This window comes from Agromyces litoreus (assembly GCF_040496015.1).
Taxonomy (GTDB): domain Bacteria; phylum Actinomycetota; class Actinomycetes; order Actinomycetales; family Microbacteriaceae; genus Agromyces; species Agromyces litoreus.
The window spans coordinates 55046-70591 of sequence record NZ_JBEPKA010000008.1; the positions used below are offsets into that span (position 1 = coordinate 55046).

At 73.0% G+C, this 15546-nt stretch carries 13 protein-coding genes; 6 read left to right on the plus strand and 7 right to left on the minus strand.

Going from position 1 to position 15546, the window contains the following annotated elements; genetic code table 11:
- Positions 1-187 precede the first annotated feature (187 nt).
- The 6 genes from ABME01_RS07970 to gabT form a co-directional block, all read right to left on the minus strand.
- Positions 188-1738: an APC family permease gene (locus ABME01_RS07970; protein WP_353827850.1), complete on the minus strand. Its 1551-nt coding sequence runs from the start codon at positions 1736-1738 to the stop codon at positions 188-190.
- A gap of 13 nt (positions 1739-1751) precedes the next feature.
- Positions 1752-2624 carry a universal stress protein gene (locus ABME01_RS07975; RefSeq protein ID WP_353827851.1) on the minus strand — a complete coding sequence of 291 codons (873 nt, stop codon included), beginning with the start codon at positions 2622-2624 and terminating at the stop codon, positions 1752-1754.
- Positions 2621-3994 (minus strand): flavin monoamine oxidase family protein, encoded by a 1374-nt coding sequence (locus ABME01_RS07980; RefSeq protein WP_353827852.1) that lies wholly within the window; start codon positions 3992-3994, stop codon positions 2621-2623. The genes ABME01_RS07975 and ABME01_RS07980 overlap by 4 nt, the downstream gene beginning before the upstream one ends.
- A 237-nt stretch (positions 3995-4231) precedes the next feature.
- Positions 4232-5698 (minus strand): NAD-dependent succinate-semialdehyde dehydrogenase, encoded by a 1467-nt coding sequence (locus tag ABME01_RS07985; RefSeq protein WP_353827854.1) that lies wholly within the window; start codon positions 5696-5698, stop codon positions 4232-4234.
- A gap of 38 nt (positions 5699-5736) precedes the next feature.
- Positions 5737-7056, minus strand: coding sequence for a Glu/Leu/Phe/Val family dehydrogenase (locus tag ABME01_RS07990; RefSeq protein WP_353827855.1), 1320 nt, complete (start codon positions 7054-7056; stop codon positions 5737-5739).
- Positions 7053-8411: a 4-aminobutyrate--2-oxoglutarate transaminase gene (gene gabT / locus ABME01_RS07995; RefSeq protein ID WP_353827856.1), complete on the minus strand. Its 1359-nt coding sequence runs from the start codon at positions 8409-8411 to the stop codon at positions 7053-7055. Before gabT ends, ABME01_RS07990 begins: the two co-directional genes overlap by 4 nt.
- A gap of 189 nt (positions 8412-8600) precedes the next feature.
- Between gabT and ABME01_RS08000 the strand changes: the two genes are divergently transcribed.
- The 6 genes from ABME01_RS08000 (at position 8601) to ABME01_RS08025 (ending at position 15027) form a co-directional block, all read left to right on the plus strand.
- Positions 8601-9737, plus strand: coding sequence for an ABC transporter permease (locus ABME01_RS08000; RefSeq protein ID WP_353827857.1), 1137 nt, complete (start codon positions 8601-8603; stop codon positions 9735-9737).
- Positions 9734-11659 (plus strand): ATP-binding cassette domain-containing protein, encoded by a 1926-nt coding sequence (locus ABME01_RS08005; RefSeq protein ID WP_353827859.1) that lies wholly within the window; start codon positions 9734-9736, stop codon positions 11657-11659. The genes ABME01_RS08000 and ABME01_RS08005 overlap by 4 nt, the downstream gene beginning before the upstream one ends.
- A complete protein-coding gene (locus ABME01_RS08010; RefSeq protein ID WP_353827860.1) occupies positions 11656-12291 on the plus strand; it encodes a TetR/AcrR family transcriptional regulator in 636 nt (211 codons plus the stop codon). The genes ABME01_RS08005 and ABME01_RS08010 overlap by 4 nt, the downstream gene beginning before the upstream one ends.
- Positions 12292-12399: 108 nt before the next feature.
- The gene (locus ABME01_RS08015; protein WP_353827861.1) at positions 12400-13953 is read left to right on the plus strand and encodes a helix-turn-helix domain-containing protein; all 1554 of its coding nucleotides are present in this window, start codon (positions 12400-12402) and stop codon (positions 13951-13953) included.
- Positions 13954-14027: 74 nt separating this feature from the next.
- Positions 14028-14216 (plus strand): DUF1918 domain-containing protein, encoded by a 189-nt coding sequence (locus tag ABME01_RS08020; protein ID WP_353827862.1) that lies wholly within the window; start codon positions 14028-14030, stop codon positions 14214-14216.
- A 46-nt stretch (positions 14217-14262) separates the two neighbouring features.
- The gene (locus ABME01_RS08025) at positions 14263-15027 is read left to right on the plus strand and encodes an SGNH/GDSL hydrolase family protein (protein WP_353827863.1); all 765 of its coding nucleotides are present in this window, start codon (positions 14263-14265) and stop codon (positions 15025-15027) included.
- Between the two features lie 4 nt (positions 15028-15031).
- On the opposite strand, the gene ABME01_RS08030 is transcribed toward ABME01_RS08025, so the two are convergent.
- The gene (locus tag ABME01_RS08030; RefSeq protein WP_353827864.1) at positions 15032-15526 is read right to left on the minus strand and encodes an FBP domain-containing protein; all 495 of its coding nucleotides are present in this window, start codon (positions 15524-15526) and stop codon (positions 15032-15034) included.
- Positions 15527-15546: the final 20 nt, after the last annotated feature.

Genomic DNA, 15546 nt, shown 5'->3' on the forward strand with positions numbered 1-15546 from the left:
ACGCTATCCGCGCCGCGCCCGCTGGGGAACCCGCTGGCGCATGCCTCCGATGGCCGGTACGCGTGTCACCGCCTGACGCGTCGGCTCGGCTCCGAACGCGGAACCGCCCCGCCGGGTGTCGCCGGCGGGGCGGTTCGCGGTGTCGTGCGGGGCCGCCACGGTGAGGAGACGACGGCCTCGCACGGGCTCAGTCGGCGGAGGCCCGGGCCAGGACCTCGCCGCGGAAGAAGGCGGGCCGCTTCGCGGCCTGCCACAGCATGATCGCGACGCCCGTGAGCAGCACGACCATGCCGAGGATGAAGACCAGGCCGACGCCGCCGACTTGGGAGCCCGAACCGTAGTCCGGGTCCATGCTGTCGACGAGGGTGGTCACGAAGAGCACCGACAGGATGACCCCGCCCACGAGCGGGAACAGCAGCGTGAAGAAGAACTCGCGCACCGAGCGGAACCAGGTCCTCCGGAAGAACCACACCGCCGCGAACGCGGTGATGCCGTAGTAGAAGCAGATCATCATGCCGAGCGCCGTGATCGTGTCCCACAGGACGTTCTCGCTCACGAACCGCATGACCGCGTAGAAGACGGACGCCACGACCGCCGACACGATCGTCGCGTACCCGGGCGTGAAGAAGCGCGGGCTGACCCGGGCGAACTTCTCGGGCAGCGCGCCGTAGTGACCCATCGCGAGCAGGGTGCGCGCGGGCGACACGAACGTGGACTGGAGCGAGGACGCCGAGCTCGTGAGCACCGCGAGCGACACGAGGATCGCGAGCGGACCGAGCACCGGGCCGGCGAGCGCGAAGAACACGTTGTCCTGGATGTCGGGGTTGCCGAGGCCGAACTCGCCCTCGCCGACGCCCGCGAACGAGATGAGCGAGGTCGAGATGAGCAGGTAGAGCGAGACGATGATGAGCACCGACAGGGTCGCCGCGCGACCGGGCGTCTTCTCGGCGCCTCGGGTCTCCTCGTTCATCGTGAGAGTGACGTCCCAGCCCCAGAAGATGAAGATCGACAGCGAGAGGCCGGCGGCCAGTGCGCTGAAGTCGCTCACCGCGAACGGGTTGAACCAGCTCAGCTCGATGGGCGTGGCGTCGAAGGCGTTGCCGTTGGCGACCTCGACGAGCGCCGCGACGGAGAACACCACGAGCACGAGCACCTGGAACCCGACGAGCCAGTACTGCAGCTTCTGCGTGGTGCGCATGTCGCGGTACGAGATCCACGTCGCGCCGAGCATGAACAGCAGGCACACGGCGACGTTGACGAACGGGTTCGCGGCGATGCCCGCGATCTCCGGGTTCCCGACGATCTGCGAGATCGCGAGGAACAGGAAGTCGACCGCGATGCCCGCGAGGTTCGAGAGCACCAGGATCGTGGCGGCCACGAGCCCCCAGCCCGCCATCCAGCCGATCCACGGGCCGAACGCGCGCGTCGCCCACGTGAACGAGGTGCCGGAATCGGGCATGCGGCGGTTGAGCTCGCGGTACCCGAAGGCGACCAGCAGCATCGGGATGAACCCGAGCAGGATGATCGCGGGCACCTGCGTGCCGACCTCCGACACGGTCGGGCCGAGCGCGGCGGTCAGCGTGTACGCGGGCGCGATGCACGAGATGCCGATGACCACGGCGCCGACGAGGCCGACCGACCCGGCCGAGAGGCCCTTCTTCGAGATGCCGTGCTCGGCGGAGTCGACCGCGCGGGTCGCCTCGGTGAGCGGGGGCGGGGATTGGAGCGATTGCGTCATTGCAGGTCTTTCGTCAGGTGCGGGTGGTGCGCGGCACCACGATCATGGGGACGGGCAGCTCGCGCAGCATCTTCGCCGCGGTCGACCCGAGGAAGAGCCGGCGCGGTGCCGCGAGCCGGCTCGAGCCGACCAGCACGACCTCGCCGGGGTGCCAGTCGAGGGCGCGCACGGCCCCCTCGATCGAGCTCCCGTCCGCGGTCTCGACGCTCGCGTCGAGATCCACGGGGAGGGCGCGGCGGGCCTCGTCGAGGACGTCCTCGGCGTGGACCGTGCTCGTGAGCGCGGCCAGCTCGGCGTCGAGCCCGGCCGGCAGGTCGATCGGCACGAGCGAGAGCAGGCGCAGCGGGGCGGAGGCGCTCCGCGCCAGGCGGACGGCGGACTCCAGCAGCGCGTCGGCGCCCGGGCGGGTGCCGACGGCCGCGGTGATCCGCGTCACGCCCTCGTCAGACGACGCCTCGGATCCGGCGGGCGCGAGCAGGACGGGCACGTCCGAGGAGTGCAGCAGCGCGTCCGCGACCGAGCCGATCCGGGACCGGCCGAGGATCCCGCCCCGGGCGGTGCCGACGACGATGAGCGCGGCCCCGAACTCGTGGGCCGCGTCGATGAGCCCCTCGGCGCTCGACTCGGCGTAGCGCAGGTGCAGCTTCGTCGCGACGTCCGTGCCGAGTCGTCCCGAGGCGTCGGCGAGCCAGGACCGCGACCGCTCGCGGAGGAACCGCTCGTAGCCCGCGTCGGCCGGCACGCTCGAGTTGCGCGCCTCCGACGGCAGGACCAGCACGACCTCCACGCCCGCACCGGTCGCCGCGGCGACGCGGCCGGCCACCGCGAGCGCGTCGGCGCCCGCCTCGTCGGCGGTGTAGCCGACGAGGATCGACGCCGCGCTCACGCGAGTTCCGCCAGGATCTGCGAGGCCACGAGGCGTCCCATCCGGATCGCGCCGTCGACGTGCTGGTAGCCCTTGCCCGCCATGTCGGAGCAGGCGAAGCGGATCGGTCCGACCGGCGTGCGCAGGTCGGCGCCGTAGCGCGCGAGTCCGCCCATGTCGAAGCTCGCGGCGTAGGCGCCGCGGGTCCACTCCTCGCTGCCCCAGTCGCTCTCGTAGTAGACGACCGGGTGCTTGGCCTGTTCGCCGTAGTAGTGCGAGAGCGATTCGAGGATCCGGGCCTTCCGCTCCTCGGCGCTCAGGCGGAACACCTCGTCGGCGGCCTCGTCGGAGACGAAGCCGACGAGCGTGCCGCGGGTGTCGCCGTGGTTGGTGTTGTCGTACGCCTCGTGCGAGAGCTCGTACGGGCTGAATGCGGTGCCCGAGAGCCCCTGCTCGCGCCAGAACGGCGTCTCGTAGACGGCGTGCACCTTTATGACGAAGCCCATCGACAGGTGCTGGTGCAGCTGGTGCTGGCGGCGCGGGAGCGGCGGCTCGTACGAGATGCGGTCGACGAGCACGGGCGGCACCGCGAGCACGATCTCGCGGGCGTGCACCTCGAGGTCGTCGGTGACGGCGACGACCGCCGCGGCGCCGGGGGCGGCATCCTCCTGCCAGCGCACGACCCGCACGGGCTGGTTCAGCCGCACGCGGTCGCCGAGTCGCTCGGCCATGCGCAGCGGCACCTGCTGGAGACCGCCGACGACGCGCTTGTCGAGGATGAAGTCGGCGTCGACGAGGTGCGAGAACGATCCGGCCGACGCGGCCATGAGCAGCGCCTGCAGCGCGCTGAAGGCGTGCGTGGGCTTGGTGAGCATCGCGCCGGCGATGAACATGCCGATGTTCAGCCGCGCCTCGACGTCGTCGGTCTGCGTCTCGAGCCAGTGCGCGAACGAGATCTCGTCGAGCTCCTTGGCGCGTGGGTGGGTCCACGGGGCGTCGGGGTCGATCTCGGCGACGAGGTCGTCGAGCTTCTCGATGAGGCCGACGATCTCGCCCTCGGTCCGCGCCGGGACGGGGAAGATCTCGCCCTCGAAGAGCCGGCGCTCGCCGTCCTCGGCGATGTAGACGTTCTGGCCCTCGCGGTAGCGCTCGTACGTCTCGAGGCCGAGGTCGTCGAGGGTCTCGATGAGGGCGTCCTGGTCGGGCGAGACCCACTGGCCGCCGATCTCGAGCATGGCCCCGTCGATCTCGCCGGTCCAGAGGCGACCGCCGACGCGGTCGCGGGCCTCGAGGACCACGACCTCGCGGCCGGCCCTGACGAGCTCGGTCGCCGCGGTCAGTCCCGAGGCGCCGGCCCCGACGATGACGACGTCGGTCTCGATGCGTTCCATGGTGTTCGTCCTTGCTGTCGTTCCGCTCGTCCGCAGATCGGTACTCAGGAGGCCTCCGGGTGCACAGGTGCAGGACACGTCGTGTCCTCCTGAGGAACGCCCGCGAGCGGGCCCCGGTTCCGTGAGAGAGCGATATGGGTGATGTGAGCGGGGCGGATGCCGCGACCCGCGGCGCACGTGCGGCGCACGTCGCGGCATCCGCCCGGCCCGGTCGCGTCGGACCGGACCGGACCCCGGCTAGGCCGGGATCAGGGTGTACTTCGTGTCGAGGAACTCGTGGATGCCCTCGAAGCCGCCCTCGCGGCCGATGCCCGACTGCTTGACGCCGCCGAAGGGCGCCGCCGCGTTCGAGACGAGGCCCGTGTTCAGGCCCATCATGCCGGTGTCGAGGCGGTCGATCATGCGGTGTCCGCGCGAGAGGTCCTCGGTGAACACGTACGAGATCAGGCCGTACTCGGTGGCGTTGGCGAGGCGCACCGCCTCCTCCTCGTCGGCGAAGGTGGTGATGCCGAGCACCGGTCCGAAGATCTCCTCGCGGAGCAGGCGCGCGTCGGCCGACACGTCGCCGAGCACGGTCGGCGCGTAGAACGTGCCGGCGCCGTCGATCGCGGAGCCGCCCGCGAGCACGGTCGCACCCTTCGAGACGGCGTCCTGCACGAGCTCGTGGGTCGAGGCGACCGCGTTCTCGTCGATCAGCGGGCCGATCGCGACCCCGTCCTCGGTGCCGCGGCCGACGCGCATCGCCTGGACGCGCTCGGTCACCCGCGTGGCGAACTCGGCCGCGACCGACTCGTGCACGATGAAGCGGTTGGCCGCGGTGCAGGCCTGGCCGATGTTGCGGAACTTCGCGACCATCGCGCCGTCGACCGCCTTGTCGAGGTCGGCGTCCTCGAACACGACGAACGGGGCGTTGCCGCCGAGCTCCATCGAGGTGCGCAGGATCCCCTGCGCCGACTGCTCGATGAGCTTGCGGCCGACCTCGGTCGAACCGGTGAACGAGAGCTTGCGCAGGCGCGGGTCGGCGATGATCGGGCCGGAGACCTTCGACGAGCTCGTGGTGGTGACCACGTTCACGACGCCCTTGGGGAGCCCGGCCTCCTCGAGCAGCTGCACGAACGCGATCGTCGTGAGCGGCGTGAGCGCGGCGGGCTTGACGACGACGGTGCAGCCCGCGGCGAGCGCCGGGGCGATCTTGCGCGTCGCCATCGCCAGCGGGAAGTTCCACGGCGTGATGAAGTACGACGGGCCGACGGGGCGCTGCGCGACCACGATGCGACCGGTGCCCTCGGGGTTCCAGCCGTAGCGGCCGGTGATGCGCACGGCCTCCTCGCTGAACCAGCGGAGGAACTCGCCGCCGTACTTGACCTCGCCGCGCGCCTCGGCGAGCGGCTTGCCCATCTCGACGGTCATGAGGAGCGCGAAGTCGTCCGCCCGCTCCATGAGCAGGTCGAAGGCGCGGCGGAGGATCTCGCCGCGCTCGCGGGGCGCCGTGGCGGCCCACGCGTCCTGTGCGGCCACGGCCGCGTCGAGCGCGCGGATGCCGTCGGCCGGCGAGGCGTCGGCGATGGCCTTGACGACCTCGCCCGTGGACGGGTCGCACACCTCGAAGGTCTTCCCGCCCTCGGCGGCGACCCACTCGCCGCCGATGTAGAGGCCGTCGGCGACGTGCTCGAGCAGTGCGGATTCCTGCGTTGCAGTGGTCATGGGGTGTCCGTTCCTTGTCGTGCGCGGGTCTCGCGCGATCACGGGTAGAGGCCGCGGAGGCGGTGGGCCTCGGCGACGCGCTCGACGGCGAGCGCCGTGGCGGCGGTGCGGAGCGAGAGGTCGCGGGCCTCGGCGTAGCCGAGGACATGACGCCAGGCGTTCAGCATCCGCTCCTCAAGTCTGCTCTCGACCTCGTCGACCCGCCACCAGTACGCCTGGTTGGCCTGGACCCATTCGAAGTACGAGACGATGACACCGCCCGCGTTGGCGAGGATGTCGGGGACGACCAGGACGCCGCGCTCCCGGAGGACGGCGTCGGCGGCCGGCGTGGTGGGGCCGTTGGCGCCCTCGACCACGACGGTGGCGCGCACGTCGCGCGCGTTGCCGTCGTGGAGCACGCCCTCGACCGCGGCGGGGACCAGGAGGTCGACGTCCTGCGTGAGGACGGCGTCGCGGTCGAGCTCGTCGGCGCCGGCGAACCCGACCACCGAACCGGTCTCGCGGACGTGGTCCGCGAGCGCCTCGACGTCGATGCCGGCGTCGTTGCGCACGGCGCCGTACTGGTCGCTGATGGCGAGGACCCGCACGCCCGCCTCGGCGAGGAACCGCGCGGCGTCCGCGCCGACCTTGCCGAAGCCCTGCACGGCCGCGGTGGCGCGCGCCGGCTCGATCCCGACGTGGCGGAGCGCGGCGAGCGCCACGTGCGTCACGCCGCGGCTGGTCGCCGACGCGCGGCCGAGTGAGCCGCCGAGCGAGATCGGCTTGCCCGTGACGATGCCGGGCACCGTGTACCCGGAGTTCACCGAGTAGGTGTCCATCATCCAGGCCATGGTGCGCTCGTCGGTGCCGATGTCGGGCGCGGGGATGTCGCGCTCCGGCCCGATGATCGGGAGGATCTCGCTGGTGTAGCGACGGGTCACGCGCTCGAGCTCGCCGACCGAGTGCTCGCGCGGGTCGATCGCGATGCCGCCCTTCGCACCGCCGTACGGCACGTCGAGCAGGGCGCACTTCCAGGTCATCCACATCGCGAGCGCCCGGACCTCGTCGAGGTTGACGTTCGGCGCGTAGCGGAGGCCGCCCTTGGCGGGGCCGCGCGAGAAGTTGTGCTGCACCCGGTAGCCGAGGTAGACCTCGGTCTCGCCGGTGTCGCGCCGCAGCGGCACCGCGACCGCCATCTCGCGACGCGGGGTCGCGAGCATGCGGTGCAGGCCGTCGCCGTAGCCGAGCAGCTCGATCGCCTCGGCCAGCTGGGCGCGGGCGTCGACGAGCGGCGTCGGCTCGGCGTCGGCGAGCGCGGGCAGGGATGCCGCGTCGGCGTGGATCAGGGGCGACGTCGTCGTCGCCGTCACGGGGTTCATGCCGAGCGCAGTCCTTCCGCGACGACGTCGAGGCCCTCGATGAGCAGCTCGTCGCCGATGGTGAGCGGCGGGAGGAAGCGGATCACGTTGCCGTAGGTGCCGCAGGTGAGCACGAGCACGCCGTTGGCGTGGGCGTGCGCGGCGACCTTCGACGTGAGCGCCGCGTCGGGAGCGCCGGTGGTGGGGTCGACGAGCTCGATCGCGACCATCGCGCCGCGGCCGCGGACGTCGCCGATGCGCGGGTCGGCGGTGCGGAGCGCGTTCAGGCGGCCGATGAGCACGGCGCCGATCTGCTGCGCCCGCTCGATGAGGCCGTCCTCCTCGTACGCCTCGATCGCGGCGAGGGCCGCGGCGCACGCGAGCGGGTTGCCGCCGTAGGTGCCGCCGAGGCCGCCGGCGCCGGCCGAGTCCATGATGTCGGCACGGCCGGTGACCGCCGAGAGCGGAAGGCCGCCGGCGATGCCCTTCGCGGTCACGATGAGGTCGGGCACGATGCCCTCGTGCTCGCTCGCGAACCAGGCGCCGGTGCGGGCGAAGCCGGTCTGCACCTCGTCGGCGATGAAGACGACGTCGTTGGCCTTCGCCCACTCGACGAGCGCGGAGAGGAAGCCCTGCGCCGGGACGATGAAGCCGCCCTCGCCCTGGATGGGCTCGATGATGATCGCGGCGAGGTTCTCGGCGCCGATCTGCTTCTCGATCTGCGTGATGGCGCGGGCCGCGGCCTCGGCGCCCGACAGGCCGCCGTCGCGGTAGGGGTAGCTGAGGGGCGCGCGGTAGACCTCGGGGGCGAACGGGCCGAAACCGTTCTTGTACGGGATGTTCTTCGCGGTCAGCCCCATCGTGAGGTTGGTGCGACCGTGGTACGCGTGGTCGAAGGCGACGACCGCCATCTTCTTCGTGTGGTGGCGGGCGATCTTGATCGCGTTCTCGACGGCCTCGGCGCCCGAGTTGAACAGCGCGGAGCGCTTCTCGTGGTCGCCGGGGGTGAGCTCGTTGAGCTTCTCGGCGACCCGGACGTAGGCGTCGTACGGCGCGACCGTGAAGCAGGTGTGCGTGAACGCGTCGAGCTGGGTCTTCACGGCGTCGACGACGCGCGGGTTCGAGTTGCCGACGCCGGTGACGGCGATGCCCGAGCCGAGGTCGATGATCGAGTTGTCGTCGGCGTCGACGATGACGCCGCCGCCGGCCGCGACGACCGAGACGGGGATGGTGTGGCCGACGCCCTTGGCGACGGCCTGCGCCTTGCGTGCGATGAGTTCCTGCGACCGGGGGCCCGGGATGCTGGTGACGAGGCGGCGCTCCTGCGGGAGGGCGGGGCCGCCGACGGTGGTGGCCGTGGGTTCGACGAGGGTCATGGGGTGCTCCGATGCGGTGACGACGGTGGCGATGTCGGCTCATGGTAGGCAGGCCGATTCGGATGGCACCCCGTCCGCCGTGTACACCCGAACACCTGATGCACGCCTCCACGTACAAGTCACGTGCGTCCGACGGTGCGGGTCGATGGGCCGTTGTGGAAACTCCTCAAGCGAGGAATAATCCGTCTCATGCGCGCAGTGATGCTCAAGGAATTCCAGGAACTCCGCCGCGATCGACGCACCCTCGCGATGCTCATCGTGCTTCCCCTCCTGCTGCTCGTGATCTTCGGGTACGCGGCGAACTTCAACGTCGAGCACCTGACCGTCACCGTCGTCGGCAGCTCCGCACAGGACGTCGAGGACCTGATCGACGGGAACGAGGACCTCGCCGACCGCCTCGAGGTGGTCGGGACCGACCCGGACGGCGACGCCGGCACCGCGGAACAGGTGCTCCGCGACGACGAGTCCGACATCGCGGTCGTCGCCGACGGGAGCGACACGTGGACGGCCTACGTCGACGGCTCGAACCTCTTCGCCGCGCAGTCCGCCCTCACCCTCTTCGCGCAGGTGCAGCAGATGCTCGCGCAGCAGCAGGTCCAGGCGGCGGCGCAGGGCCAGCCGGTGCAGGGGCCGACCCTCGAGACCGAGGTGCTGTTCAATCCCGACCTCACGACCGCCTGGGTCATGGTCCCCGCGATCATCGGCCTGATCCTCACCTTCATCGGCACGATCATCACGAGCATCGGGCTGGTGCGCGAGCGCGAGGCCGGCACGCTCGAGCAGCTGGCGGTCATGCCGCTGCGCGCGAGCGGCGTCATCCTCGGCAAGATCACGCCCTACTTCCTGCTCGCGAGCATCGACATGGTGCTCATCACGGTGCTGGGCCTGCTCCTGTTCGACGTCCCGTTCAACGGGCCCGTCGGCCTCTTCATCGCCGGGGCCGCGCTCTTCCTGTTCGTGGTGCTCGGCATCGGGGTGCTCATCTCGACCGTCTCCCAGACCACGGGGCAGGCGATCCAGCTCGCGATGATGACCCTCCTTCCGCAGATCCTGCTCTCGGGCATGATCTTCCCGCTCGACGCGATGGCCGCCGGGGTGCGCTGGATCGGCTACCTGCTGCCGCTGACCTACTTCACGATGATCTCGCAGGGCGTCATGGTGCGCGGCGCCGGATGGGACGTGCTGTGGCTGCCGCTCACGGTGCTCGCCGTGATGGCCGTCGTCGTGTTCGGCCTCGCGGTCGTGCGCCTCCGCCGCAGCCTCGCACCGGCCGTCCCGAGGGCCCGCGCGCACGCCGAGCGCGAGCCCGTCGGGGCCGGACGATGAGCGCCGCCGACGCCCGCGCGGTCGCGGCCACCGAGGCGGGCCCGATCGCGGTCGAGGGCGTCACCGTCGGATTCGGCGACGTGCTCGCCCTCGACGACGTGGGCCTCGAGGTGCCGGCCGGCCGCGTGACCGCGGTGGTCGGCGGCGACGGCGCCGGCAAGTCGACCCTGCTGCGGGTGTTCGCGAACCGGATCCGGCCGTCGTCGGGACGGGTCAGCACCCTCGGCGCGGACCGGCTCGGCTACCAGCCCGCGACCTCGGGCGTCTGGGGCAACCTCACGGTGGCCGAGAACGTCGACTTCGTCGGCCGCTCGTACGGCATGGGCTCGCGCGCGATCCGCGAGCGCGCCCCCGGACTGCTCGCGCGCGCGGGCCTCGCCGAGGCGCGGTCGCGACTCGGCCGGGACCTCTCCGGGGGCATGCGGCAGAAGCTCGGGTTCGTGCTCGCGATCCTGCACGAGCCGGACCTCGTCATCCTCGACGAGCCGAGCACCGGCGTCGACCCGGTCAGCCGGGTCGAGCTGTGGCGGCTCGTCTCCGGCGCCGCCGCGAGCGGCGCCGCGGTGCTCATGGCGACGACGTACCTCGACGAGGCCCAGCGTGCGAGCTCCGTGACCGCGCTCGATGCGGGCCGCGTCATCGCCTCCGGCACGGCGGAGGAGATCATCGCGGCCGTCCCCGGCACGATCGCGGTCCTCCCCGCGGGCCTCGACCGCGACGAGGCCCCCGCCAACGCGTGGCGCCGGGGCGTGCGGCGCCACGCCTGGTACCCGGCGGGCGGCGCGCCGGCCGGGGCGGCGCCGATCCCGCACCCCGACCTCGAGGACGCCCTGATCGCCCTCACCCTCCAGCGGCGCACCGGGGCGGATGCCGCACCCGCCGCGGACGCGGCGCCGCCCCGGGAGGCGCCGGAGGGGCGGGCCGAGCCGACGGCCTCCGGGCCGGCCGACGCCGCTCCGGCGCACACCCACCCGCGCCATCGCGCGCCCGGGCCGGCCGCGCCGCCGGCGTCCGATCGCGTGGCCGAGCCATCCGGTGCCGTCCTGGCGGATGCCGACGGGGCCACCCGCACCTACGGCGCCACGCGGGCCGTCGACGACATGAGCCTCGCCGTCGACGCCGGCGAGATCGTCGGCCTCATCGGGGCCAACGGCGCCGGCAAGACGACCTTCCTCCGCATGCTCATCGGGCTCGAACGCCCCGACGCCGGGACGACCGCGCTCTTCGGCGGACCTCCCGACAGCGAGGCGCGACGCCGCATGGGCTACGTCCCGCAGGGCCTGGGCCTGTTCCGCACGATCGAGGTCCAGCAGAACGTGGAGTTCACCGAGCGCGTCTACGGCGGACCGCCGGCGGACCTCCCGCACTCGCTCGAGGAGGTGCGCCGCTCGATCGTCGACGCCATCGGCCTCGGCCGGCAGCGCCAGCTCGCGTTCGCGCTCGCGCTCAGCCACGGGCCCGAGCTGCTCGTGCTCGACGAGCCCACGTCGGGCGTCGACCCGCTCGCGCGGGCGCGCCTGTGGGACGTCATCCACGAGCAGGCCGCGCGCGGCCGGGGCGTCATCGTGACGACCCACTACCTGCAGGAGGCCGAGCAGTGCTCGCGGCTCGCGCTGATGTCGCGGGGCCGCCTCCTCGGCATGGGGTCGGTCGCCGACCTCACCGCGGGGACCACGGCGGTCCGGGTGCGCGCGGCGAACTGGGAGGCGGCGTTCGGCGCGCTCGGCGACGCCGGCCTGCCCACGATGCTCACGGGCCGCGACATCCGCGTCGCCGGCGTGCCGTCCGACCACGTGCACGCGGCACTCGCGGCGCGCGGGATCGAGGCCTCCGTCGACGCGGTGGCGCCGACGCTGGAGGAGACGATGGTGCTGCTCGACCACGTGCCGGGCGACGCCGCGGCGCCGACGGCCGCATCGTGAGCGGGCGGCGCCCGGGCCGCTCGACGACGCGGGACGAGCTCGTCGAGGCCGCCCGGCACGAGTTCGCCGAGCGCGGCGTCGACGGCGCGACGACCCGTCGCATCGCGGCGCGCGCGGGCGTGGACCCCGGCATGATCCGGCACCACTTCGGGTCGAAGGCCGGCCTCTGGCAGGCCGTGCTCGAGCTCCCCTTCGACCCGTTCCGGCTGACGGCCCCCGTGCGGCAGGCACCGCCCGAGGAGGTGGCGCGCGTGCTGCTCTCGACGCTGCTGGGGCACTGGGAGGGTCCGCTCGGAGCGGGGTTCCGCGCCATGCTCCGCAGCGCCGTGCAGGACCCGGGGTACGCCGACGGCGTGCGGCGGTTCCTGCTCGCCCGCGCCATCATGCCCGTCGTGCGCCGCGTGGCGCCGGAGTCGCGCGAGGGCGGGGCCGATCCCGAGCGGCTCGCCGAGCGCGCCTCGCTCGCGGCGAGCCAGGTCATCGGGCTGATCATGGCGCGCTACTTCCTCCGCCTGGAGCCGCTCGCGTCCGCGGACCACGAATGGGTGGTGGACCACGTCGCCCCCAACGTGCAGCGGTACCTGACCGGGCCGATCGGCGACGACCACACCGGGGGTTCGCCCCGCGAGTGAGGCCGTACGGGGCGGCGGCTCCCGGCGCCGGGGCGCGAGCCGCCGATCTCTCCTCGATGTACACTCGATGCCACCGTGCTCGACGCCGCGTACATCCGAGGAGGTCCCGTGAAGCCCACCGTGCGCACCCTGATCGGCCGCGACGACCTGGCCCTGACCCTCCTCACCGAGGAGGACGTGCTGCCCGACGGCGCACTCGAACGCCCCGTGCCCTGGGTGCACGGCTCCGACCTCGCCGACCCGGCGCCGTTCCTCGAGGCGGGCCAGGTCCTGCTGACGACCGGGACCCAGTTCGGCAGCGACAGCGAGCACGACGACCCGGCCCGCTTCGACGAGTACGTGGCCCGACTGGCCGGCGCCGGTCTCGCCGCGCTCGGCTTCGGCACCGAGGTGGTCCGGCACGGCACGCCCGACCTGCTCGTCGACGCCTGCCGCCGTCACGGCGTGCCGCTCTTCGAGGTGCCCTACCGCACCCCGTTCATCCGCATCTCCCGCACGATCGCCGACCTCAACGCGGCCGACGCGAACGCCAGGCAGGCGTGGGCGCTGCAGGCGCAGCGCGCGATCTCGCTCGCCGCGCTCCGCCCGGACGGCCTCGGCGCGACGCTGACCGAGCTGAGCAACCGGCTCGGGACGTGGGTCGGGCTCGTGGACGCCGCCGGTGCGCTCGACCGCGAGGCCCCGGTCGGCGGCCTCGGCCAGCCCGCGCTCGGCGAGGTCGTCGGCGAGGCGCGCACCATGCTGCGCCGCGGGCAGCGCGCGAGCCGCACCGTCGAGGCCGCGGCCTCCGTCGGCGCCCCGCAGCGGATGACGCTGCAGACGCTCGGCGCCGGCGGCGCCCTCCGCGGGGTGCTCGCCATCGGCGACTCCCCCGAGCTCGACCAGGCGGGGCGCGAGGTCGTGACCGCCGTGATCGCGCTCGCCGGCCTCGCGCTCGAGCAGAACCGCGACCTCGATCGCGCCCGCGGCCACCTGCGCTCGGGCCTGCTGCGTTCGATGCTTGCGGGCGACGTCGACCTCGCCGCCGGCGTCTCCGCCGAGATGTGGGGACCGCTGCCCGCCGACCCCGCGCGCGTCGCCGTCGCCGACCTGCCGCCCGACCACGCAGACCGGATGGCGGAGTTCCTCGAGCTCCGCGTCGACGAGCGCGACGGCCGCCTCTTCTTCGGCCGCGACGGCGAGGTCGTCGTGATCGTCGCCGAGGAGGAGGACCGCGAGGTGGCCGACGAGCTCGCCGCGGAGTTCGACGTGCCCGTCGGCGTCTCGGACGCCGGGCCCCTCGCCGAGCTCGCCCGGTTGCACGAGCAGGCGCTCCGCGCCCTCGAGCGCGCGCGCGAGACGGGACCGGGGGTCGTCTGGTTCGACGACATCAGCCGGCAGGGCGTACTTGCGTTCCTCGCGCGCACCGATGCCCGCGCGGTCGCGCGCGCGACGCTCGAGCCACTGATCGACTACGACCGCGAACAGGGCACGGCGCTGCTCGAGACGACCCGGACCTGGCTCGAGCACGGCGGCCAGTTCGACGCGACGGCGCAGGAGCTGGGCGTGCACCGGCACACGGTCCGCAGCCGGATCGCGCTCGCCGAGAAGCTCCTCGGCCGCGACCTGTCGGGCTTCCACGCGCGCGCCGACCTCTGGGCGGCGCTGCTCGCGACCGACTGAACGCGACGGGCCGTGCGTCCTTCCCGGCCCGGCGGCCCAGGCGTACGCTGGGCCGCAGGACGAGGAGGTTCGCGATGCAGGCGACGGTCGGTGACCGGCTGGTCATCCACGGCAAGCAGGTCGGGAGCACGGAACGGCACGGCGAGGTCCTCGAGGTCCGCGGCGCCGACGGCGGCCCGCCGTACCTCGTGCGATTCGACGACGGCCACGAGACGCTGCTCTACCCGGGCAGCGACTGCGAGCTCGAGCACGCGGCATCCTGACCGCACTCCCACGCGGCGGTCAGACCCCCCGCGATAGCGTGGTGGCATGTTCCACTCCTACGCGGCGATCGGCGACTCCTTCACCGAGGGCGTCGGCGACGAACTGCCCGACGGCGTCGCACGCGGGTGGGCGGACTTCGTCGCGCTGGGGCTGGCGAAGGCCGCGGCTCCGGAGACCGTGCGCTACGCCAACCTCGCCATCCGCGGAAGGAAGCTCGGCCCGATCATCGACGAGCAGCTGGAGGCGGCGATCGCCCTGCGGCCCGAGGTGATCAGCTTCAACGGCGGCGGCAACGACATGCTCCGTCCCCGCATGCCCGAGGAGCTCGTCGCGAACCGGTTCCGCCAGGCCATCGAGCGCATCCGCGAGGAGGGCATCCACGTCCTCATGCTGAGCGGCGCCAACCCGACCGACCACCTCCCGCTCGGCCGCGTGTTCGACGCGCGCGGCGGGCGCCTCACGCACGCGCTCCGCGACCTCGCCGACATGGAGGGCGTGACGTTCGTCGACAACTTCGGCGATCGCACGCTGCGCGACATCCGCTACTGGTCGGCCGACAAGCTGCACCTGAACTCGCTCGGCCACGCGAAGGTCGCCGCGAACGTGCTCACCGCGATCGGCGTCCCGGTCCCCGAGGAGTGGGGCGTCGCCGAGGTGGCCGCGCCCGCGGGATCGCGCACGCGCAACACGGCGACCTACTACCGCGAGTACGTGCTGCCGTGGATCGGCCGGCGGCTCACCGGTCGCTCGTCGGGCGACGGCCGCACGGCCAAGCGCCCGACGCTCGAGCCGGTCCTGCTCGACGGCTGACGGCTCAGCGGTCCAGCACGCCTCTCACGAACGCCCGCGTCCGCCGCGCGAGGCCGTCGATGCGCGCCGATGCGTGCCCGCCCGGTCGGACCTCGGCCGGGGCGAGCGGCGCGTGCAGGCGCACGTTCTCCTGGCACGACAGGTCGCTGCAGAGGTAGGTGCCGATGGTGTTCCCGTTCCGGCCGGCCTCGCCCGCGCGTCGCGCCGAGAACATCGTGACCTGGTTCGCCGGCTGCTGCGTGTGGCACAGGTTGCACATGCCCGCCCGGAAGCGCGACGACGGCGGATCCGCCGCGCGCAGGACGACGCCGACCGGTTCGTCGTCGATGAGCGTGACGAGGTAGCCCCGCCGGGACGCCCGGCGGTCGCGCCAGGCCAGCGCATCGACCCGATCCCACTCCACGAGCAGGTACTCCAGCGGGAGCTCGAGCTCCTCGAGTTCGCGCTCGGTCGCGTTCACGAACGACTCGCGGAGTTCGTCTTCGCTGAGCGGACGCATCCGACCCCCTTCGACCCGAC

Coding starts and splice junctions, on each gene's coding strand:
- ABME01_RS07970 (WP_353827850.1), bottom strand. CDS start 1,738: ATGACGCAATCGCTCCAATCCCCGCCCCCGCTCACCGAGGCGACCCGC.
- ABME01_RS07980 (WP_353827852.1), bottom strand. CDS start 3,994: ATGGAACGCATCGAGACCGACGTCGTCATCGTCGGGGCCGGCGCCTCG.
- ABME01_RS07985 (WP_353827854.1), bottom strand. CDS start 5,698: ATGACCACTGCAACGCAGGAATCCGCACTGCTCGAGCACGTCGCCGAC.
- ABME01_RS07990 (WP_353827855.1), bottom strand. CDS start 7,056: ATGAACCCCGTGACGGCGACGACGACGTCGCCCCTGATCCACGCCGAC.
- gabT (WP_353827856.1), bottom strand. CDS start 8,411: ATGACCCTCGTCGAACCCACGGCCACCACCGTCGGCGGCCCCGCCCTC.
- ABME01_RS08000 (WP_353827857.1), top strand. CDS start 8,601: ATGCGCGCAGTGATGCTCAAGGAATTCCAGGAACTCCGCCGCGATCGA.
- ABME01_RS08005 (WP_353827859.1), top strand. CDS start 9,734: ATGAGCGCCGCCGACGCCCGCGCGGTCGCGGCCACCGAGGCGGGCCCG.
- ABME01_RS08020 (WP_353827862.1), top strand. CDS start 14,028: ATGCAGGCGACGGTCGGTGACCGGCTGGTCATCCACGGCAAGCAGGTC.
- ABME01_RS08025 (WP_353827863.1), top strand. CDS start 14,263: ATGTTCCACTCCTACGCGGCGATCGGCGACTCCTTCACCGAGGGCGTC.
- ABME01_RS08030 (WP_353827864.1), bottom strand. CDS start 15,526: ATGCGTCCGCTCAGCGAAGACGAACTCCGCGAGTCGTTCGTGAACGCG.